General features: G+C 41.9%; 21 protein-coding genes and 1 pseudogene. 17 read left to right on the top strand and 5 right to left on the bottom strand.

The genetic code is table 11. The features are described from left to right. Positions 1–80: 80 nt before the first annotated feature. On the bottom strand, positions 81–1337 hold the full coding sequence (locus ACN076_RS10340) for an ISL3 family transposase (RefSeq protein WP_420789538.1): 1257 nt from the start codon (positions 1335–1337) through the stop codon (positions 81–83). Positions 1338–1912: 575 nt separating this feature from the next. Here ACN076_RS10340 and ACN076_RS10335 point away from each other — a divergent pair. The 17 genes and pseudogenes from ACN076_RS10335 (at position 1913) to pepC (ending at position 18419) form a co-directional block, all read left to right on the top strand. Then, positions 1913–2104 (top strand): hypothetical protein, encoded by a 192-nt coding sequence (locus ACN076_RS10335; protein WP_012972435.1) that lies wholly within the window; start codon positions 1913–1915, stop codon positions 2102–2104. Then, positions 2101–2295, top strand: a complete 195-nt coding sequence (locus ACN076_RS10330) for a hypothetical protein (protein WP_049499537.1) — start codon at positions 2101–2103, stop codon at positions 2293–2295. Before ACN076_RS10335 ends, ACN076_RS10330 begins: the two co-directional genes overlap by 4 nt. Then, a complete protein-coding gene (locus tag ACN076_RS10325) occupies positions 2282–3166 on the top strand; it encodes an ABC transporter ATP-binding protein (RefSeq protein WP_420789941.1) in 885 nt (294 codons plus the stop codon). The genes ACN076_RS10330 and ACN076_RS10325 overlap by 14 nt, the downstream gene beginning before the upstream one ends. A 1-nt stretch (position 3167) precedes the next feature. Further along, positions 3168–3905: an ABC transporter permease gene (locus ACN076_RS10320; protein ID WP_420789940.1), complete on the top strand. Its 738-nt coding sequence runs from the start codon at positions 3168–3170 to the stop codon at positions 3903–3905. After that, positions 3905–5002: a sensor histidine kinase gene (locus ACN076_RS10315; protein WP_420789939.1), complete on the top strand. Its 1098-nt coding sequence runs from the start codon at positions 3905–3907 to the stop codon at positions 5000–5002. Before ACN076_RS10320 ends, ACN076_RS10315 begins: the two co-directional genes overlap by 1 nt. Further along, on the top strand, positions 5003–5602 hold the full coding sequence (locus tag ACN076_RS10310) for a response regulator transcription factor (protein ID WP_420789938.1): 600 nt from the start codon (positions 5003–5005) through the stop codon (positions 5600–5602). Positions 5603–5916: 314 nt separating this feature from the next. After that, complete coding sequence (rpsL, locus tag ACN076_RS10305; protein ID WP_001142332.1) at positions 5917–6330, top strand: 30S ribosomal protein S12; 414 nt, start codon at positions 5917–5919, stop codon at positions 6328–6330. Positions 6331–6349: 19 nt separating this feature from the next. Then, on the top strand, positions 6350–6820 hold the full coding sequence (rpsG, locus tag ACN076_RS10300; protein WP_000087873.1) for a 30S ribosomal protein S7: 471 nt from the start codon (positions 6350–6352) through the stop codon (positions 6818–6820). 282 nt (positions 6821–7102) lie between these two features. Next, positions 7103–9184, top strand: coding sequence for an elongation factor G (gene fusA, locus ACN076_RS10295; RefSeq protein WP_023943516.1), 2082 nt, complete (start codon positions 7103–7105; stop codon positions 9182–9184). Between the two features lie 103 nt (positions 9185–9287). Then, the gene (locus tag ACN076_RS10290; RefSeq protein ID WP_420789937.1) at positions 9288–13679 is read left to right on the top strand and encodes a PolC-type DNA polymerase III; all 4392 of its coding nucleotides are present in this window, start codon (positions 9288–9290) and stop codon (positions 13677–13679) included. A 102-nt stretch (positions 13680–13781) separates the two neighbouring features. Continuing rightward, positions 13782–14045, top strand: coding sequence for a type II toxin-antitoxin system RelB/DinJ family antitoxin (locus ACN076_RS10285; RefSeq protein WP_000047859.1), 264 nt, complete (start codon positions 13782–13784; stop codon positions 14043–14045). Then, positions 14038–14317, top strand: a pseudogene (locus ACN076_RS10280) (type II toxin-antitoxin system YafQ family toxin). Before ACN076_RS10285 ends, ACN076_RS10280 begins: the two are co-directional and overlap by 8 nt. A gap of 20 nt (positions 14318–14337) precedes the next feature. Further along, positions 14338–14490: a hypothetical protein gene (locus ACN076_RS10275; RefSeq protein WP_000776626.1), complete on the top strand. Its 153-nt coding sequence runs from the start codon at positions 14338–14340 to the stop codon at positions 14488–14490. A 23-nt stretch (positions 14491–14513) separates the two neighbouring features. After that, entirely contained in the window at positions 14514–15755 is a 1242-nt protein-coding gene (locus tag ACN076_RS10270; protein WP_261030993.1) for an aminopeptidase, read from the top strand. Between the two features lie 9 nt (positions 15756–15764). Continuing rightward, the gene (locus ACN076_RS10265; protein ID WP_000901572.1) at positions 15765–15995 is read left to right on the top strand and encodes a GlsB/YeaQ/YmgE family stress response membrane protein; all 231 of its coding nucleotides are present in this window, start codon (positions 15765–15767) and stop codon (positions 15993–15995) included. A gap of 255 nt (positions 15996–16250) precedes the next feature. Further along, on the top strand, positions 16251–16973 hold the full coding sequence (locus ACN076_RS10260) for a pseudouridine synthase (protein WP_420789936.1): 723 nt from the start codon (positions 16251–16253) through the stop codon (positions 16971–16973). A 111-nt stretch (positions 16974–17084) separates the two neighbouring features. Next, on the top strand, positions 17085–18419 hold the full coding sequence (gene pepC, locus ACN076_RS10255) for an aminopeptidase C (protein WP_420789935.1): 1335 nt from the start codon (positions 17085–17087) through the stop codon (positions 18417–18419). Between the two features lie 55 nt (positions 18420–18474). On the opposite strand, the gene ACN076_RS10250 is transcribed toward pepC, so the two are convergent. From ACN076_RS10250 to adhP, 4 genes are all read right to left on the bottom strand, one after another. Then, positions 18475–19386 carry a PTS system mannose/fructose/sorbose family transporter subunit IID gene (locus ACN076_RS10250; protein WP_000136864.1) on the bottom strand — a complete coding sequence of 304 codons (912 nt, stop codon included), beginning with the start codon at positions 19384–19386 and terminating at the stop codon, positions 18475–18477. A gap of 23 nt (positions 19387–19409) precedes the next feature. Further along, entirely contained in the window at positions 19410–20213 is an 804-nt protein-coding gene (locus ACN076_RS10245) for a PTS mannose/fructose/sorbose transporter subunit IIC (protein WP_000022716.1), read from the bottom strand. 25 nt (positions 20214–20238) lie between these two features. Continuing rightward, entirely contained in the window at positions 20239–21228 is a 990-nt protein-coding gene (locus ACN076_RS10240) for a PTS sugar transporter subunit IIB (RefSeq protein ID WP_004258131.1), read from the bottom strand. 234 nt (positions 21229–21462) lie between these two features. Beyond that, positions 21463–22482, bottom strand: coding sequence for an alcohol dehydrogenase AdhP (gene adhP / locus ACN076_RS10235; protein WP_000649185.1), 1020 nt, complete (start codon positions 22480–22482; stop codon positions 21463–21465). Between the last annotated feature and the right edge of the window lie 112 nt (positions 22483–22594).

The following is a 22594-nucleotide window of genomic DNA, read 5'->3' as shown; positions in this document are numbered from 1 at the left end:
TCATTACAGAGATACGTAAGCGTATCTTTTTTATTTAACTAGATATGGCTCTTTGTCAACTGTAGTGGGTTGAAGAAAAGCTAAGATCTAGAAAGGACGAAATTTGTCCTTTCTTTTTTGATATTGAGAGCGATAAAAATTCGTTTTTTGAAGTTTTCAAAGTTCCGAAATCCAAAGGCATTTCGTTTGATAAGTTTAACGAGATTATTGGTCGCTTCCAGTTTGGCGTTAGAATAGGGGAGTTGAAGGGCGTTGACGATTTTCTCTTTGTCCTTTAGAAAGGTTTTAAAGACAGTCTGAAAAAGAGGATGAACCTGCTTTAGATTGTCCTCAATAAGTCCGAAGAATTTGTCAGGTTCCTTGTTCTGAAAGTGAAAAAGCAAGAGTTGATAGAGATTGTAGTGGTGTTTCAAGTCTTCTGAATAGCTCAAAATCTTGTCTAGAATCTCTTTATTCGTTAAGTGCATACGAAAAGTAGGGCGATAAAATCGTTTATCACTCAGTTTACGACTATCCTGTTGAATGAGTTTCCAGTAGCGTTTGATGGCCTTGTATTCATGGGATTTTCGCTCAAATTGATTCATGATTTGGACACGGACACGACTCATAGCACGGCTTAGATGTTGGACAATGTGAAAGCGGTCAAGAACGATTTTAGCGTTAGGAAAAAGTTTACTGGCAATATCGTAGTAAGGGCTAAACATATCCATCGTAATGATTTTCACCTGACAACGAACAGCTCGCTCGTAGCGCAGAAAGTGATTTCGGATGATAGCCTGTGTTCTGCCTTCAAGAACAGTGATAATGTTGAGCTTGTCAAAATCTTGTGCAATAAAGCTCATCTTTCCCTTTGTAAAAGCGTACTCGTCCCAGGACATAATCTCAGGGAGGTAAGAAAAATCAGACTTAAAACGGAAGTCATTGAGCTTACGAATGACAGTTGAAGTTGAAATAGCCAGCTGATGAGCAATATCGGTCATAGAAGTCTTTTCAATCAGCTTTTGCGCAATCTTTTGGTTGATGATACGAGGAATTTGATGATTCTTCTTGACGAGTGAGGTCTCGGCGACCATCACCTTCGAGCAATGATAGCACTTGAAACGACGCTTTTTCAGAAGAATTCTAGTAGGCATACCAGTCGTTTTGAGGTAAGGAATCTTAGACGGCTTTTGAAAGTCATATTTTTTCATTTGACTTCCACAATAAGGACAAGATGGAGCATCGTAGTCTAGTTTGGCGATGATTTCTTTGTGTGTATCCCTATTGATGATATCCATAAATTGGATATTAGGGTCTTTGATATCGAGTAGTTTTGTGATAAAATGTAATTGTTCCATATGATTCTTTCTAATGAGTTGTTTGATCGCTTTTCATTATAGGTCATATGGGACTTTTTTTCTACACAAAAAAGGCTCCATAATATCCATAGGGGGTTACCCACTACAAATATTATAGAGCCCATTAAGAGAGAAACAGTTTTCTTCTCTCTTTTTTTTTTAATTTCAGTAATTCATTTTGATCGTGTATACTTTTTTGTTTCCTGATTTGTTCAATGAATACTGTAGTTTAGGTTCATAAATTAAAATTTAACAGATTGTATAATTCTTACAAACTTTTAAGAAAGTAATTGAAGAATTTTTTGTCCTGCCTATAATATATGTGTTTGTGCGATAAAAATTTCTGCTCTTTGGATTTTAAATAAGTATTAGTTTACATTATAGTGTGAATGGGGTTTGATATTTCTTTTGAGGAAGCTGCCTTAGATTTTTCTACTTGTGTTTTATTGTATAGTGTATCTTGCTTGTTTTGAACAGAATTTTTATGACATTTGTCATATCTCCTCATGACAGAAGCTTCTAGTGATTCTACCTTCAAAGAATTATACTAGATGTATCAAGTGGAGGAAGAAAAAATGAAACATAAAGTAATTGTCGCAATGAGTCTAGTAGCAGCAGGAGTCATGACTTATCTCATGTTCTCAGGATTGGATGAAGATTTCTATCATTTTCCTTGGGAGCTATTTGCAGGATTTGGAATGATGTCCTGGCTTATCCGAGAAGGTTTGAAGTTAGTCTCAGATGTGAAAAAGGAGTTTGAAAAATGAAAAAAGCGTTTCTCTATCTTTTTATTGGACTATCACTAGTGGTATGGTTGGTAGAAATGTTTACAGGAAGGTTTGATCAAACCTTCCTTCACCAATTCATCCGTGGTGCCTGGGGACTAGGATTTATGATTTTTATCGCCTTTCCTATGGGAAAGGAGTGGCTGAAAGGAGAATATCATGAACATGATTAAGGTAGAAAGCCTAAATAAAAACATCAAGGGCAAGGCTATTTTGAAGGATATTTCCTTTGAGGTAGCTGAAGGTGAATGCGTCGCCTTGATTGGGCCAAATGGTGCTGGGAAGACCACACTCTTGGACTGTCTGCTTGGAGATAAACTGGTCACAAGCGGTCAAGTATCTATTCAAGGTTTACCAGTGACGAGTTCTAAGTTAGACTATACTAGAGCTTACCTCCCTCAAGAAAATGTGATCGTACAGAAATTAAAGGTTAAAGAATTAATTGCTTTCTTTCAAAGTATTTATCCAAACCCTTTGAGCAGACAAGAAATTGATCAACTATTGCAGTTTGAACAGCAACAGAAAGAGCAATTTGCAGAAAAATTGTCAGGCGGGCAAAAGCGTCTCTTCTCTTTTGTCTTGACCTTGATTGGGCGACCAAAGCTTGTCTTTTTAGATGAACCAACTGCTGCCATGGATACTTCAACTCGTCAACGCTTTTGGGAAATTGTTCAGGAGTTAAAAGCTCAGGGAGTAACCATCCTCTATTCGTCCCATTATATCGAAGATGTAGAGCATACAGCGGATCGAATCTTGGTCTTGAATAAGGGAGAGTTGATTCGCGATACAACACCTCTAGCCATGCGCAGTGAGGAGATTGAAAAGCACTTTATCCTTCCTCTAGCATATAAGGAAGTTGTCGAACAGTCAAACTTGGTTGAAAACTGGTCACAAAAACAGGATGCTCTACAAGTAGTCACACGCGAAGCAGATGCTTTTTGGGAACTGTTAGTGCAAGCAGGATGTAGGATTCAAGAAATTGAAGTCAATAATCGTAGCTTACTGGATACAATCTTTGAAGAAACACAAAAGGGAGATGACTAAGATGAAACGATGGACCGCACTAAACAAGATAGAATTTCTATTGACCAAACGACAATTAGTCTATTATCCATTATCCGTAGGGATGCCGACAGCATTCTATTTATTCTTTTCAGGCATGTACCAGGACACACCTGGTGGACCTGCTAATTTTATGCGCGACTACCTCATCTCCATGACGGCTTTTTCCATGATGTCGACAGCTATGTTTTCATTTCCAGCTGTTTTACATACCGATAAAATCAACAACTGGCAGAAAACATTACGCCATACCCCTGTAAATATGGTAGAATATTATCTATCAAAGATAACAAGTATGATGGTTGATTATTTGGTCTCAATCCTGGTTGTTTTCTCAGTTGGGCACTTGGTCAGAGGTGTAGATATGCCTCTAGGAAGCTGGATTGGGGCGGCGTTCTTGTTGATAGTAGGAAGTGTAGCTTTTGTAGCGCTTGGATTGACCTTGACACTCTTGCCTTCTAGTCAGCTGATGTCTGTCGTGGGCAATCTTCTCTATCTAGGCTTGGCTGTTTTAGGCGGACTCTGGATGCCCATCTCTTTATTTCCAGACTGGATGCAAGCAATCGGGAAGTGCCTACCAACTTATCAGTTGATGGAGTTGCTCAAGACCTTCTTAAATGAGGATGGCATCAATCTATCAGCCACAGTTTATCTACTTGTTTTTTCAGCAGTTTTGTTTGGTTTGACCATTTACCTTCAAGGTCATAAGGAGAATGCTTAATGCTTGAAAGACTGAAAAGCATAGACTATATGTATTGGACCAGTTTGATTTTTATGGTTTTTCCCATCGTTCCTGTAGTGACTGGGGAGCTTCCTAGCTGGCATTTGTTGATTGACATTCTGTTTGTCTTGGCTTACTTAGGTGTTTTAACCACCAAGAGTCAGCGTTTATCCTGGCTCTGTTGGGTGATTATGCTAGTCTATGTAGCTGGGAATACTGCCTTTGTTGGTGTAAATTATATCTGGTTCTTCTTTTTCCTTGCCAATCTCTTAATTTATCATTTCGGCGTACGTAGTTTTAATTCTTTACATGTCCGGACTTTTCTCCTTGCTCAATTCCTTGTTGTGGGGCAACTTTTGATTTTTCAGGAAGTTGAAGTTGAGTTTCTAGTCTATCTGCTTGGAATTATCACTTTTATCGATTTAATGACTTTTGGCTTGGTTCGGATTCGTATTGTGGAGGATTTGAAAGAAGCTCAGGCTAAGCAAAATGCGCAGATAAATCTATTGCTTGCTGAAAATGAACGCAGTCGTATCGGTCAAGATTTGCATGATAGTCTGGGGCATACCTTTGCTATGATTAGTGTTAAAACTGATCTAGCCTTGCAGTTATTTCAAATACAGGCTTATTCACAGGTGGAAAAGGAATTAAGAGAAATACAGCAAATTAGCAAAGAATCAATGCGTGAAGTGCGAACCATTGTGGAAAATCTTAAGTCTAGAACTTTGACATCCGAACTAGAGACTGTGAAAAAGATGTTAGAAATTGCTGGAATTGAGGTGGAAATAGCTAATCAACTAGATACAGCTAGCTTAACTCAGGAATTGGAGTCAACGGCTTCCATGATTTTGCTTGAATTAGTGACCAATATCATCAAACATGCCCAAGCGTCTAAAGTCTACTTAAAATTAGAACGGACAGAGAAAGAACTCATTCTAACAGTGAGAGATGATGGCTGTGGCTTTGCTTCTATAAAGGGGGATGACCTCCATACAGTTCGAGATCGTGTTCTTCCATTTTCGGGAGAGGTAAATGTGATTAGTCAGAAACAACCGACAGAAGTTCAGGTTCGACTACCTTATAAGGAGAGAAAGTAGATGAAAGTATTAGTCGCAGAAGATCAAAGTATGTTGCGAGATGCTATGTGTCAATTGCTCACGCTTCAACCAGGTGTAGACTCTGTCTTTCAAGCCAAGAATGGGCAAGAAGCAATCCAACTATTAGAAAAGGAGTCTGTAGATATCGCCATCCTTGACGTAGAAATGCCTGTTAAGACAGGTCTTGAAGTCTTGGAGTGGATTCGAGCAGAAAATCTAGCAACAAAGGTGGTTGTGGTGACGACCTTCAAGCGTCCTGGGTATTTTGAACGTGCGGTCAAGGCTGGAGTAGATGCTTATGTATTAAAAGAAAGAAACATTGCAGACCTCATGCAAACCTTGCACACTGTCCTCGAAGGGCGCAAGGAGTATTCTCCTGAATTGATGGAAGTGGTGATGACGCATCCCAATCCGTTGACAGAACAAGAAATCGCAGTTTTAAAGGGAATTGCTCAGGGCTTCTCTAACCAAGAAATTGCAGACAAACTTTATCTATCCAACGGAACAGTCCGAAACTATGTCACCAATATTCTTTCGAAACTAGATGCAGGTAATCGAACAGAGGCAGCTAATATCGCGAAAGAATCTGGTTGGTTGTGATGATATAATATTTTTTTGAACATTATTTGTTAAAATTGATGGGATTGAATGGAACAATACTAACTTTAGGAGGGTGGGATTCCTCCTTTTTCTTTTTTGGGGGAGCACTACAAAAGAGCTAAAATTAACAATAAAAAAGAAAAATATCTTGACAACCAATGGAAAATTTTGTTACAATAATAGACGGTACTTTTTACTTTTGGTCTCTCAAGAGTGTACAGGGACGTGCTGACAAATGTTGCAAAAGTACACACAGATGATAGCTGTCACCAAGTGTATCATCACCAAAAATAAAAAAACACAGGAGAATGTAGATGCCTACAATTAACCAATTGGTTCGCAAACCGCGTAAATCAAAAGTAGAAAAATCTAAATCACCAGCTTTGAACGTTGGTTACAACAGTCATAAAAAAGTTCAAACAAACGTTTCTTCACCACAAAAACGTGGTGTTGCAACTCGTGTTGGAACAATGACACCTAAAAAACCTAACTCAGCCCTTCGTAAATTCGCTCGTGTACGTTTGAGCAACCTTATCGAAGTTACTGCCTACATCCCAGGTATCGGACACAACTTGCAAGAGCACAGCGTGGTGCTTCTTCGTGGTGGACGTGTAAAAGACCTTCCAGGGGTACGTTACCATATCGTCCGTGGTGCACTTGATACTGCAGGTGTTAACGATCGTAAACAAGGCCGTTCTAAATACGGTACTAAACGTCCAAAAGCATAAGGAAAGGGGATAAAGAGAAATGAGTCGTAAAAATAGAGCTCCAAAACGTGACGTATTGCCAGATCCGCTTTACAATTCACAACTAGTTACTCGTCTTATCAACCGCGTTATGCTTGATGGTAAACGTGGTACAGCTGCTTCAATCGTTTACGGTGCCTTTGAGCAAATCAAAGAAGCTACTGGAAACGATGCACTTGAAGTATTTGAAACAGCTATGGAAAACATCATGCCTGTACTTGAAGTACGTGCACGTCGTGTTGGTGGTTCTAACTACCAAGTCCCAGTTGAAGTTCGTCCAGAACGTCGTACAACACTTGGACTTCGTTGGTTGGTAACAATAGCTCGTCTTCGTGGTGAACACACAATGCAAGATCGTCTTGCAAAAGAAATCTTGGATGCTGCTAACAACACTGGTGCAGCAGTTAAGAAACGTGAAGACACTCACCGTATGGCTGAAGCTAACCGTGCATTCGCACACTTCCGTTGGTAATATAGGATGCGAAAGCGTTAAGAAAGTCCCAGAGAAAATAGGGAATCAAAGCAGGTTGCGATTGCAACCAATGAGATTCATCTTTTTCTCTAGACTTTTAGCTTGAGCTCAACTCAACTAACTTGGGCTTTTAGCCCGAGTTCAATTCAACTTGTAAATCTACAAGTTGAAACCAACAATAGCATGAAAACATTGAGAACGGGTAGGTCCTGCCTATCCGTTTTTATTAAAATCATGTTATAATAGAATAGAAATCAAAAATAAATAGGAGAAACAAACCTCATGGCACGCGAATTTTCACTTGAAAAAACTCGTAATATCGGTATCATGGCTCACGTCGATGCTGGTAAAACAACAACTACTGAGCGTATTCTTTACTACACTGGTAAAATCCACAAAATCGGTGAAACTCACGAAGGTGCGTCACAAATGGACTGGATGGAGCAAGAGCAAGAGCGTGGTATCACTATCACATCTGCTGCGACAACAGCTCAATGGAACAACCACCGCGTAAACATCATCGACACACCAGGACACGTGGACTTCACAATCGAAGTACAACGTTCTCTTCGTGTATTGGATGGTGCGGTTACCGTTCTTGACTCACAATCAGGTGTTGAGCCTCAAACTGAAACAGTTTGGCGCCAAGCAACTGAGTATGGAGTTCCACGTATCGTATTTGCCAACAAAATGGACAAAATCGGTGCTGACTTCCTTTATTCTGTAAGCACACTTCACGATCGTCTTCAAGCAAATGCACACCCAATCCAATTGCCAATCGGTTCTGAAGATGACTTCCGTGGTATCATCGACTTGATCAAGATGAAAGCTGAAATCTATACTAACGACCTTGGTACAGATATCCTTGAAGAAGACATCCCAGCTGAATACCTTGACCAAGCTCAAGAATACCGTGAAAAATTGGTTGAAGCAGTTGCTGAAACTGATGAAGACTTGATGATGAAATACCTTGAAGGTGAAGAAATCACTAACGAAGAATTGAAAGTTGCTATCCGTAAAGCAACTATCAACGTTGAATTCTTCCCAGTATTGTGTGGTTCTGCCTTCAAGAACAAGGGTGTTCAATTGATGCTTGATGCGGTTATCGACTACCTTCCAAGCCCACTTGACATCCCAGCAATCAAAGGTATCAACCCAGATACAGACGAAGAAGAAACTCGTCCAGCATCTGACGAAGAGCCATTCGCAGCTCTTGCCTTCAAGATTGCAACAGACCCATTTGTAGGTCGTTTGACATTCTTCCGTGTATACTCAGGTGTTCTTCAATCAGGTTCTTACGTAATGAACACTTCTAAAGGTAAACGTGAACGTATCGGACGTCTTGTGCAATTGCATGCCAATAGTCGTCAAGAAATCGAAACTGTTTATGCTGGTGATATTGCAGCTGCTATTGGTTTGAAGGATACAACTACTGGTGATTCATTGACAGATGAAAAAGCTAAAATCATCCTTGAGTCAATCCACGTTCCAGAACCAGTTATCCAGTTGATGGTTGAGCCAAAATCTAAAGCTGACCAAGATAAGATGGGTATCGCCCTTCAAAAATTGGCTGAAGAAGATCCAACATTCCGCGTTGAGACAAACGTTGAAACTGGTGAAACAGTTATCTCAGGTATGGGTGAACTTCACCTTGACGTCCTTGTTGACCGTATGCGTCGTGAGTTTAAAGTTGAAGCGAACGTAGGTGCTCCTCAAGTATCTTACCGTGAAACATTCCGCGCTTCTACTCAAGCACGTGGATTCTTCAAACGTCAGTCTGGTGGTAAAGGTCAATTCGGTGATGTATGGATTGAGTTTAGTCCAAACGAAGAAGGTAAAGGATTCGAATTCGAAAACGCAATCGTCGGTGGTGTGGTTCCTCGTGAATTTATCCCAGCGGTTGAAAAAGGTTTGGTAGAATCTATGGCTAACGGTGTTCTTGCAGGTTACCCAATGGTTGACGTTAAAGCGAAGCTTTACGATGGTTCATACCACGATGTCGACTCATCTGAAACTGCCTTCAAGATCGCGGCTTCACTTGCCCTTAAAGAAGCTGCTAAATCAGCACAACCAGCTATCCTTGAGCCAATGATGCTTGTAACCATCACTGTTCCAGAAGAAAACCTTGGTGATGTTATGGGTCACGTAACTGCTCGTCGTGGACGTGTAGATGGTATGGAAGCACACGGTAACAGCCAAATCGTTCGTGCTTACGTTCCACTTGCTGAAATGTTCGGTTACGCAACAGTTCTTCGTTCTGCATCTCAAGGACGTGGTACCTTCATGATGGTATTTGACCACTACGAAGATGTACCTAAGTCAGTACAAGAAGAAATCATTAAGAAAAATAAAGGTGAAGACTAATCAGTCCTCACTCTAGAAGGAAGTCACTTAGTGGCTTCCTTTTGTCTTTAGAAAACACCTCTAAGTATGGTAAAATAGTAGGAGAATAATGTGAGGAAAATGAATGTCAAATAGTTTTGAAATTTTGATGAATCAATTGGGGATACCTGCTGAAATGAGACAGGCTCCTGCTTTAGCACAGGCCGATATTGAGCGAGTTGTGGTTCATAAAATTAGTAAGATATGGGAGTTTCATTTCGTATTTTCTAATATTTTACCGATAGAAATCTTTTTAGAATTAAAGAAAGGTTTGAGGGAAGAATTTTCTAAGACAGGCAATAAAGCTATTTTCGAAATCAAGGCTCTGTCTCAAGAATTTTCAAATCAACTCTTGCAGTTCTACTATAGAGAGGCTTTTTCTGAAGGGCCATGTGCTAGTCAAGGTTTTAAGTCCCTTTATCAGAATTTGCGAATTCGTGCGGAGGGCAATCAACTATTTATTGAAGGATCTGAGGCGATTGATAAGGAACACTTTAAAAAAAATCACCTTCCTAATTTAGCTAAACAACTTGAAAAATTTGGCTTTCCAACTTTTAATTGTCAAGTCGAGAAGAATGATGTCCTGACCCAAGAGCAGGAAGAGGCCTTTCATGCTGAAAATGAGCAGATTGTTCAAGCGGCCAATGAGGAAGCGCTCCGTGCTATGGAACAACTAGAACAGATGGCACCTCCTCCAGCGGAAGAGAAACCATCCTTTGATTTTCAAGCGAAAAAAGTTGCAGCTAAACCGAAGCTGGAAAAGGCGGAGATTACTCCTATGATCGAAGTGACGACTGAGGAAAATCGTCTGGTCTTTGAAGGGGTTGTGTTTGATGTGGAGCAAAAAGTGACCAGAACAGGGCGTGTTTTGATCAACTTTAAAATGACGGACTATACTTCAAGTTTTTCTATGCAAAAGTGGGTTAAGAATGAGGAAGAGGCTCAGAAATTTGATCTAATCAAGAAAAATTCTTGGCTCCGAGTGCGTGGGAATGTGGAGATGAATAACTTCACACGCGATTTGACTATGAACGTGCAAGACGTGCAGGAAGTTATTCACTATGAGCGGAAGGATTTAATGCCAGAAGGAGAACGACGGGTTGAGTTTCATGCTCATACTAATATGTCGACCATGGATGCACTACCAGAGGTAGAAGAAATCGTTGCGACAGCTGCTAAGTGGGGACACAAGGCGGTTGCCATCACAGACCATGGAAATGTTCAGTCCTTCCCACATGGCTATAAGGCTGCTAAGAAAGCGGGAATCCAGCTGATCTATGGTATGGAAGCCAATATCGTGGAGGACCGTGTCCCTATCGTCTACAACGAAGTGGAGATGGACTTGTCGGAAGCGACCTACGTGGTCTTTGACGTGGAAACGACGGGGCTTTCAGCTATCTATAATGATTTGATTCAGGTTGCGGCCTCTAAGATGTACAAGGGGAATGTTATTGCTGAATTTGATGAATTTATCAATCCTGGACATCCCTTGTCAGCTTTTACTACTGAGTTGACTGGAATTACAGATGACCATGTCAAAAATGCCAAACCACTGGAACAAGTTTTGCAAGAATTCCAAGAATTCTGCAAGGATACGGTCTTAGTTGCCCACAATGCGACCTTTGACGTTGGCTTTATGAATGCCAACTATGAGCGTCATGGTCTGCCAAAGATTACTCAGCCAGTTATTGATACGCTGGAGTTTGCTAGAAACCTCTATCCTGAGTATAAACGTCATGGTTTGGGACCTTTGACCAAGCGTTTTGGTGTGGCCTTAGAACATCACCACATGGCCAACTACGATGCGGAAGCTACTGGTCGTCTGCTCTTCATCTTTATCAAAGAGGTGGCAGAAAAACATGGTGTAACCGACTTGGCTAGACTTAACATCGATTTGATTAGTCCAGATTCTTATAAAAAAGCTCGGATCAAGCATGCGACCATCTATGTCAAGAATCAGGTAGGTCTAAAAAATATCTTTAAGCTGGTTTCTTTATCCAATACCAAGTACTTTGAAGGGGTGCCACGGGTTCCGAGAACGGTTTTAGATGCCCATCGGGAAGGTTTGATTTTAGGCTCAGCTTGCTCTGAAGGCGAAGTTTTCGATGCAGTTGTTTCTCAAGGTGTGGATGCGGCGGTTGAGGTGGCCAAGTATTATGATTTTATCGAGGTCATGCCTCCAGCTATCTACGCGCCACTGATTGCCAAGGAGCAGGTTAAGGATATGGAAGAACTCCAGACCATTATCAAAAGTTTGATAGAGGTTGGAGAACGCCTTGGCAAGCCCGTTTTGGCTACCGGAAATGTTCACTATATCGAACCAGAAGAAGAGATTTACCGTGAAATTATCGTCCGTAGTTTGGGACAGGGGGCTATGATTAACCGAACTATCGGTCATGGAGAACATGCCCAACCAGCACCACTTCCAAAGGCTCATTTTCGAACGACTAATGAGATGTTGGATGAATTTGCCTTCTTGGGAGAGGAATTAGCTCGGAAGTTGGTTATTGAAAACACCAATGCTTTGGCAGAAATCTTTGAACCCGTTGAGGTCGTTAAGGGTGACTTGTATACGCCTTTTATCGATAAGGCTGAAGAAACGGTCGCTGAGTTAACCTATAAGAAGGCATTTGAGATTTATGGAAATCCACTGCCAGATATTGTCGATTTGCGGATTGAAAAAGAATTAACTTCTATTCTGGGGAATGGATTTGCCGTGATTTATCTGGCTTCCCAGATGCTGGTGCAACGTTCCAATGAACGGGGTTACTTGGTAGGTTCTCGAGGATCTGTCGGATCTAGTTTCGTTGCGACCATGATTGGGATTACGGAGGTTAATCCTCTATCTCCTCACTATGTCTGTGGTCAGTGTCAATACAGCGAGTTTATCACAGACGGTTCTTATGGTTCAGGTTTTGATATGCCCAATAAGGATTGTCCAAAATGTGGTCACAAACTCAGTAAAAATGGCCAGGATATTCCGTTCGAGACCTTCCTTGGTTTTGATGGAGACAAGGTTCCTGATATTGACTTGAACTTCTCGGGAGAAGATCAGCCTAGTGCCCACTTGGATGTGCGTGATATCTTTGGTGAGGAATATGCCTTCCGTGCAGGAACGGTTGGTACGGTGGCTGCCAAGACTGCCTATGGATTTGTCAAGGGTTACGAGCGGGACTATGGCAAGTTTTATCGTGATGCAGAGGTAGAACGCCTCGCTCAAGGTGCGGCTGGTGTCAAGCGGACGACAGGTCAACACCCGGGGGGAATCGTTGTTATTCCTAACTACATGGATGTCTACGACTTTACGCCTGTTCAGTATCCAGCAGATGACGTGACGGCTGAATGGCAAACCACTCACTTTAACTTCCACGATATCGATGAGAACGTCCTCAAACTTGATGTGCTGGGGCATGATGATCCGACCATGATTCGAAAACTGCAGGACTTGTCTGGGATTGACCCTAATGAAATTCCTATGGATGACGAAGGCGTAATGGCCCTCTTTTCTGGGACTGATGTGCTAGGAGTGACACCTGAGCAAATCGGAACGCCGACGGGTATGTTGGGGATTCCAGAGTTTGGAACCAACTTTGTCCGAGGCATGGTCGATGAAACGCATCCGACGACTTTTGCAGAGTTGCTTCAGCTGTCTGGACTGTCCCACGGTACCGATGTGTGGTTGGGAAATGCCCAAGATTTGATCAAGCAAGGAATAGCGGATCTATCGACTGTTATCGGTTGTCGGGACGACATCATGGTCTACCTCATGCATGCTGGTCTGGAACCTAAGATGGCCTTTACCATTATGGAACGGGTACGTAAGGGTTTGTGGCTGAAGATTTCAGAAGAGGAGAGAAATGGCTATATCGAAGCTATGAAGGCTAATAAGGTTCCAGAGTGGTATATCGAGTCCTGTGGGAAAATCAAGTACATGTTCCCTAAAGCCCATGCGGCAGCCTACGTTATGATGGCCTTGCGTGTAGCTTACTTCAAGGTTCACCATCCCATTTATTATTACTGTGCTTACTTCTCAATCCGTGCGAAAGCCTTTGATATCAAGACTATGGGGGCGGGCTTGGATACCATCAAACGCAGAATGGAAGAAATCTCTGAAAAACGGAAGAACAATGAAGCTTCTAATGTGGAAATTGATCTTTATACAACTCTTGAGATTGTCAATGAGATGTGGGAACGTGGTTTCAAGTTTGGAAAACTCGATCTCTACCGTAGTCAGGCGACAGAGTTCCTCATCGATGGGGATACCCTCATTCCACCATTTGTAGCAATGGATGGTCTAGGAGAGAACGTTGCCAAGCAGCTAGTGCGAGCGCGTGAAGAGGGAGAATTCCTCTCTAAAACAGAATTGCGCAAGCGTGGTGGGCTCTCATCAACATTGGTTGAAAAGATGGATGAAATGGGGATTCTGGGCAATATGCCAGAGGATAACCAGTTGAGTTTGTTTGATGAGTTGTTTTAAAAAAATTGTTTAATCATCTACCCAAAGAGGCTAATGTATATCCAATAGATTTACATTAGCCTTCTTTTTTGTTAAAATAGTCTATAGAAAGAGGGTGAGAGTATGTCAAAGACGAGCATGAGTATCCGTTTGGATAGTGAGGTCAAGGAGCAGGCCCAACAGGTGTTTAATAATCTGGGAATGGATATGACGACTGCCATCAATATTTTCCTTCGTCAAGCTATTCAATATCAGGGTTTACCTTTCGATGTTAGACTAGACGAGAATCGGAAGTTGCTTGAGGTATTAACGGATTTAGACCAAAATCGTAATATGAGCCAATCCTTTGAATCAGTCTCTGACTTGATGGAGGATTTGCGTGCTTAAGATTCGTTATCATAAACAGTTTAAAAAAAGATTTTAAGTTGGCTATGAAGCGTGGTTTGAAGGTAGAATGATTAGAAGAAGTTTTAAATTTTCTTGTTCAAGAAAAAGAACTTCCTGCTATATATCGTGATCATCAATTGACGGCATCCAAGCATTTTCAAGGAGTTCGTGAATGCCATATCCAGCCAGATTGGCTTTTGGTTTATAAAGTAGACAAGGCAGAATTGATTTTAAATTTGCTGAGGACAGGAAGTCATAGTGATTTGTTTTAATAAATTTTAAGGGGGTTCTCATGAAACTAAGAATTTTTGCGGAAGATAAGCCGGCTGAGAAGGTATTTGAATATCAATTAGAACTTGCTGATCAAACAATTCTTCTATCAACAGCACTCTTGTCTGGTGCCATTGCTTTAGCAGGATTATTTTCTGCTTTGAAAGAAAAATAAACAAAAAGAAAAGGAAGAATAGAATGGTTTTACCAAATTTTAAAGAAAATCTAGAAAAATATGCGAAATTGTTGGTTGCGAACGGAATCAATGTGCAACCTGGTCACACTTTGGCTCTCTCTATCGATGTGGAGCAACGTGAGTTGGCTCACTTAATTGTCAAAGAAGCTTATGCCTTGGGTGCGCATGAGGTTATCGTTCAGTGGACAGATGATGTCATTAACCGTGAGAAATTCCTCCATGCGCCGATGGAGCGTTTGGACAATGTGCCAGAATACAAGATTGCTGAGATGAACTATCTTTTAGAGAACAAAGCTAGCCGTCTTGGGGTTCGTTCATCTGATCCAGGTGCCTTGAACGGAGTGGACGCTGACAAGCTTTCGGCTTCTGCTAAAGCTATGGGACTTGCTATGAAGCCAATGCGTATCGCAACTCAATCCAACAAGGTTAGTTGGACTGTAGCAGCCGCTGCTGGACTTGAGTGGGCTAAGAAAGTCTTTCCAAATGCTGCGAGCGATGAAGAAGCAGTTGATCTCCTTTGGGACCAAATCTTCAAAACTTGCCGTGTCTATGAAGAAGATCCTGTTAAGGCTTGGGAAGAGCATGCAGCTATCCTCAAGAGCAAGGCCGATATGCTTAATAAAGAGCAATTTTCAGCCCTTCACTACACAGCGCCAGGGACAGATTTGACACTTGGTTTGCCGAAGAACCACGTTTGGGAATCAGCTGGGGCTATCAATGCACAGGGCGAAGGATTCTTGCCAAATATGCCGACAGAGGAAGTCTTCACAGCACCTGACTTCCGTCGTGCAGATGGTTATGTCACTTCTACAAAACCGCTTAGCTATAACGGAAACATTATTGAAGGTATTAAGGTAACCTTTAAGGATGGACAAATCGTAGATATCACTGCTGAGAAGGGCGATCAGGTCATGAAAGACCTTGTCTTTGAAAATGCGGGTGCGCGTGCCTTGGGTGAATGTGCCTTGGTACCAGATCCAAGCCCAATTTCTCAGTCAGGCATTACCTTCTTTAACACCCTTTTCGATGAGAATGCGTCAAATCACTTGGCTATCGGTGCAGCCTATGCGACTAGCGTAGTTGGTGGAGCGGAGATGAGCGAAGGGGAGCTTGAAGCTGCGGGGCTTAACCGTTCAGATGTTCACGTAGACTTTATGATTGGTTCTAACCAAATGGATATCGATGGTATCCGTGAGGATGGGACACGTGTACCACTCTTCCGTAACGGAGATTGGGCAAATTAAGGAGATAATATGTTAGGAAGTATGTTCGTTGGTCTCCTAGTGGGATTTTTAGCAGGTACTCTGACCAATCGTGGAGAGCGAATGGGATGTTTTGGAAAAATGTTTCTCGGATGGATTGGTGCCTTTATAGGCCACTTGCTTTTTGGGACTTGGGGACCGATAATAGCAGGAACTGCCATTATTCCGGCAGTACTAGGTTCCATGATTGTCTTAGCGATTTTCTGGAGACGAGGAAGTTAATTTCTTAAATCTGATACTCAATGAAAATCAAATAGCAAACTAGGAAACTAGCCGCAGGTTACTCAAAGCACTGTTTTGAGGTTGTAGATAGAACTGACGAAGTCAGCTCAAAACACTGTTTTGAGGTTGCAGATAGAACTGACGAAGTCAGTAACATATATACGGCAAGGCGACGTTGACGCGGTTTGAAGAGTATGAAATGAAAAGGAGGTTGGTCATTGAGACAGCCTCCTTTTGATATGATATAATAGTTCTATGAGATTAGATAAATTTTTAGTTGCCTGCGCTGTGGGGAGCCGAACTGAGGTCAAAAACTTGCTCAAGGCTGGTCGCGTGACGGTAAATGGTAAAAAAGAAAAATCAGCTAAATTGCAGATTGATGAAGAAAGAGATGAGATTCGCTTTGATGGGCAAGTGTTGGAGTATGAAGAGTTTGTCTACTACATGATGAACAAGCCCCAAGGAGTTATCTCAGCGACTGAGGATCCTAAACACAGAACGGTGTTGGACTTGTTGGATGACTTGGCTCGGAGCAAGGAAGTTTTCCCAGTAGGGCGCTTGGATATTGACACGCATGGTCTTTTGCTCTTGACCAATGATGGTCAGCTGGCCCATGCTCTTCTTTCGCCCAAGCGTCATGTGGACAAGACTTATCTGGCACAAGTCAAGGGAATCATGACCCAAGAAGATGTGGATATATTTGCTAAGGGCATTCCGCTCAAAGACTTTACCTGTCAGCCCGCTAGACTGGAGATTGTGTCCATAGATCCAGAAAAGAATCAAAGCCAAATCCGTGTGACCATTGCAGAAGGGAAGTTTCATCAGATCAAGCGTATGGTGGGCTACTGTGGCAAGGAAGTAGTAGACTTGCAACGTTTGACTATGGGAACTCTAGTATTGGATGAGAACTTGCAGCGAGGAGAGTGGCGTCGCTTGACCAAGGAAGAATTAGAAGATCTCCGTGCTAGTATTGCTTAATTTAGTTTATATTCGAAAAAGGTGAGGAAGAATGTCCTTGCCTTTTATGTTTTTCAGTTGCTTCCTTTGTGAAAAGAGTTATAATAGACTGTAGAATAAAAGGAGGAATCTATGAACGCTATTCAAGAATCATTTACTGATAAACTATTTGCCAATTATGAAGCAAATGTCAAATACCAAGCGATTGAAAATGCTGTCAGCCACAACGGAATTTTTGCAGCTCTAGAACGTCGTCAAAGCCATGTAGACAATACACCTGTTTTCTCATTGGATTTGACCAAGGACAAGGTAACAAACCAGAAAGCGTCTGGTCGTTGCTGGATGTTTGCGGCTCTCAACACCTTCCGCCACAAGCTCATCTCACAATACAAACTGGAGAATTTTGAGTTGTCACAGGCTCATACATTCTTCTGGGACAAGTATGAGAAATCCAACTGGTTCTTGGAGCAAGTGATTGCGACTGCAGACCAAGACTTGACAAGCCGTAAGGTTAAATTCCTACTTCAAACACCTCAACAAGACGGTGGACAGTGGGATATGGTGGTCTCTCTTTTTGAGAAATATGGTGTCGTTCCTAAGTCAGTTTACCCTGAGTCTGTTTCTTCTAGCAGCAGCCGTGAGCTCAATGCCATCCTCAACAAATTGCTTCGCCAAGATGCTCAAGTCTTGCGTGACTTGCTTGCTTCTGGTGCAGACCAAGCGACTGTTCAAGCTAAGAAAGAAGACCTCTTGCAAGAAATCTTTAACTTTCTTGCTATGTCTTTAGGACTTCCACCACGTAAATTTGACTTTGCTTATCGCGATAAAGATAACAACTACCAAAGTGAAAAGGGCATTACACCACAAGAGTTTTACAAGAAATATGTCAATCTTCCTCTAGAAGACTACGTTTCTGTTATCAACGCCCCAACTGCTGACAAGCCTTACGGCCAATCTTACACAGTTGAGATGTTAGGAAATGTGGTTGGTAGCCGTGCGGTTCGTTACATCAACGTGCCGATGGAGCGCTTGAAAGAGTTGGCAATTGCTCAAATGCAAGCAGGTGAGACTGTTTGGTTTGGTTCTGATGTCGGCCAGCTCAGCAACCGTAAGGCTGGAATCCTTGCGACAGATGTTTATGACTTTGAATCAAGCATGGACATTAAACTCACTCAAGACAAGGCTGGACGTTTGGATTACAGCGAAAGCTTAATGACCCACGCCATGGTCTTGACAGGTGTTGATTTGGATGAAAATGGGAAGTCAACCAAGTGGAAGGTTGAAAACTCATGGGGAGACAAGGTTGGTACCGATGGTTACTTTGTTGCCTCAGACGCTTGGATGGACGAATACACTTACCAAATCGTTGTCCGTAAGGAATTGCTGACAGCAGAAGAACAAGCTGCCTATGAAGCAGAACCAATTGTACTCGCACCATGGGATCCAATGGGTGCCTTGGCCGAATAAAAGTATAGAAAAAAGGAATCAGATTTTAGAACCTGATTCCTTTTAAGTTGCTTGATTACATGATGTGAAGAACATGTGCCACAATACCCACTGCGAAGAGTGCAAGGATAATAGTGATTGGAGATACTTTTTTCTTAAGCAAGTACATGCAAAGGAGAGTAAGGAGTAGTCCTGATAGTCCAGGGATCAACATATCCAAGTTTTGTTGGAAAGTAGTAACTTTTTCAGGTGTTTGAGACAATCCTTGTCCTACTTGTGCGAATGCTTCTTGGATACCTTTAGATCCTTCTGGCAATTTATCCCAATGGATATAAGCTTTTTCATCTAGTTGAACTTTGGCAACATCGAAAGCAAATTTAATATTTACCCAACGTTGAACAAGGACAGCAAGAATGAACATACCAAGGATAGAAGCTCCTTTAGTGATGTCTTGGAGGATACCGCCAGACATATCTTTAGTGATTTCTGATCCAGCCTTGTATCCAATCTCTTGTGTATACCACAAGAATGACATACGAATCAAGTTCCAAAGAACGAAGAAGAGGATTGGACCTAAGATATTACCAGTAAGGGCAAGTGAAGCACCGAGTGATCCAAGGATTGGGCGTACTGTAAACCAGAATACTGGGTCACCGATACCAGCAAGAGGTCCCATCATACCGATTTTAACCCCTTGGATAGCAGCATCATCAATTTCAACACCGTTAGCACGTTCTTCTTCAAGTGCAAGAGTAACCCCCATGATTGGAGCGGCTACATATGGGTGAGTGTTGAAGAACTCAAGATGGCGTTCAAGAGCAGCGATTTGATCTTCTTTTTTAGTGTAGAGTTTTTTAAGAGCTGGAATTAATGAGTAAGCCCAACCCAAGTTTTGCATACGTTCATAGTTCCAAGAACCTTGTAAGAAAGTTGAACGCCACCAAACTTTTTTACGATCTGATTTAGTTAATTGAAGTTTTTCAGTCATGATGTTTTCAGTCCTTTCTTATCTTAGTAGTCTTCTAGGATATCGCCGATTGGGTCGTTAGAAGTTGCGGCTCCACCGCCACCGTTTCCACCAGTTTTAGAAAGGTGAAGGTAGATAAGAGCGATAGCAACACCGATAGCACCAAATCCGATTAGAGTAATATCTGACACGGCAGCAAGCACGAAACCGATAGCGAAGAATGGCCATACTTCACGAGTTGCCATCATGTTGATAACCATAGCGTAACCAACGGCAACAACCATACCACCACCGATAGCCATACCATCTTTGAGCCAATCAGGCATAGCATTTAGAATGCTTTGTACTGTTTCAGTTGGTACCATTAGAAGGAGTGCTGCAGGGACTGCAATACGAAGACCTTGAAGAAGAAGTGCGACAAAGTGAGCACGTTCAACTGCTTTGAAGTCACCTTTTTTAGCAGAAGCATCAGCAGTGTGAACCAATCCGACAGAGAGTGTACGGACAATCATAGTCAAGAATAGACCAGCAACTGCAAGAGGGATAGCAACCGCTTGGGCAACACCGATACCTGTCTTAGTAAAGTCGCCACCAAGAACCATGATAATGGCAGCAGCAACAGAAGCAAGAGCAGCGTCAGGAGCTACGGCAGCTCCGATGTTAGCCCAACCAAGGGCGATCATTTGAAGAGAACCACCAAGGATAATCCCTGCTTCAAGGTTACCGGTAACAAGACCGATAAGGGTACAAGCTACGATTGGTTGATGGAATTGGAACTGGTCGAGGATACCTTCAAGACCTGCTAGGAAGGCTACAACGACTACTAAAACCATAGAAATAATAGACATCTTTAAAATCCTTTCATAAAATCGATTATTGCACGTTTGCTTTGTTGATCAAGTCAAACAAATCTTTTTTGGTGTCGTTTGGTACTTTACGTACATCAAATTCAACACCAAGGTCACGCATTTTTTCAAATGTAGCAACGTCTTCTTTATCCATAGACAAAACGTTGTTAACCATTGTTTTACCAGTTGAGTGAGCCATTGATCCAACATTAAGAGTTTTGATTGGCACGCCACCTTCGATAGCACGAAGGGCATCTTGAGGTGTTTCAAACAAGATAAGGGCATGTGTTCCTCCGAAGCGAGGATCTTTTGCAACGTCGATTAGTTTTTGGATAGGAACAACATTTGCTTTCACTTTACCTGGAGCTGCTTGTTTAATCAATTCTTTACGTAATTCGTCTTTAGCTACGTTATCTGAAGCAACGATGATACGGTCTGCTTTTGAATCTGGAGTCCAAGCAGTTGCAACTTGACCGTGAAGTAAACGAGTGTCTAGACGGGCAAGGTTGATTTTGAGTTTACCGTCTCCGATGACAGTTCCTTCTGGAATAGCAGCTTGGGCAACTGGAGCAGCTGCAGCGCTTGCTACTTCCTCAACTGGGTTTAGCTCTTCTGGAAGAGCTTTGATGCCATCTTTGGCTTCTTTAATGATATTAGCAGCGACTTTTTCTACACCTGCAGCAGCGTCCATGAGGCGCTCTGTGTAGGCTTGAATTAACATCGGTAAGTTAAGTCCTGTGATGATGGCAAACTTACGCTCAGGATTTTCTCCCATCACGCGACTAGCTTGGTTAAATGGAGATCCACTCCAAAGGTCAGCCAAAACTAGAACCTCATCTTCTGCGTCAAATGCAGCAACAGCGTTATTAAACTTAGCGTATAGATCATCAGGACCTTCATTTGGCATAAAGGTTACAACTTGAACCTTTTCTTGTTCACCAAAGATCATAGATCCTGACTGATGAATACCCGCAGCAAATTCGCCGTGGCTCGCAATAATGATTCCGATACTCATTATTGTCATTCCTCCTTTTTTGTTTTAGTTTTCGTTTAAGAAAACTTTAAGACTTTTTAAGTATAAACCGTTTTCATCTAAAAATCAACTATTTATCATAAAATAATTAAAAAGATTACATCTGAAAATATTGATATATTGAGTTTTAGAGAAGTTTTTTTGAATCCTTATTTAAAAATTTAATATAAAAAAGTTGGAAGCGTATTCCAACTTTTAAAATAGGTTTTTATTAGATTAGTGGGTGAAGTCGAGTACCATACGTCCTTGAATTTGACCTTTTTCCATTTCGTCGAAAATTGCCACAGCATCTTCTATTGGACGTTTTTGAACAACTGGAACTACCAAACCTTCAGCACCGAATTGGAAGGCTTCTTCCAAGTCTTTACGAGTTCCAACGAGAGAACCGATGACTTGGATTCCATCTAGAACAGTTTTCACGATGCTGAGTTCCATCATTTCAGAAGGAAGACCAACAGCGACTACGCGACCACCGGCACGAACTGAGTCAACAGCCTGGTTGAAGGCAACTTTAGACACAGCAGTTACGACAGCTGAATGAGCTCCACCATCAGTTTTTTCCTTGATGAGTCCAGGTACATCTTCAACTTCGAGGCCGTTAATAACAATGTCCGCACCTACTTCTTTTGCAAGGGCAAGTTTGTCGTTATTGATATCAACTGCGATGACATGAGCATTGAATACTTTTTTAGCGTATTGAACAGCTAGGTTACCAAGTCCACCAGCACCGTAAAGAACAACCCATTGACCTGGTTCAACTTTTGCTTCTTTTATAGCTTTATAGGTTGTTACACCAGCACATGTGATAGAAGAGGCTTGGGCTGGATCAAGTCCGTCAGGAACTTTAACAGCATAGTCAGCAGTTACGATACATTGTTCAGCCATACCACCGTCTACTGAGTAGCCAGCATTTTTTACTGTACGGCAAAGAGTTTCACGGCCAGTTGTACAGTATTCGCAAGTGCCACATCCTTCAAAGAACCAAGCAACGCTGACGCGGTCACCGACTTTAAGGCTTTTCACATCTGGGGCAATTTCTTTAACGATACCAACACCTTCGTGGCCAAGAACGCGTCCTGGTACTTGACCAAAGTCACCATGGGCAACGTGGAGGTCAGTGTGGCAAACACCACAGTATTCAATTTCTACAAGTGCTTCCCCAGTTTCAAGTGGACGGAGTACTTTTTCTTCAACAGCAACACCAGTGCTTTCTGGATTAACAACAACAGCTTTCATAGCTATCCTCCTTGATATTGACCGAGAACAGGGATAACGGGACTGGATTGATTTTGTGTCAACAGAGTCGAGTATGACGAGCTCTCTTGTATTTATATGTGAATTATATCAC

The organism is Streptococcus sp. K0074 (assembly GCF_048843365.1).
Taxonomy (GTDB): domain Bacteria; phylum Bacillota; class Bacilli; order Lactobacillales; family Streptococcaceae; genus Streptococcus; species Streptococcus mitis_BM.
The sequence above is the reverse complement of the archived record's forward strand: the minus strand, read 5'-3'. Positions and strand labels throughout refer to the sequence as shown.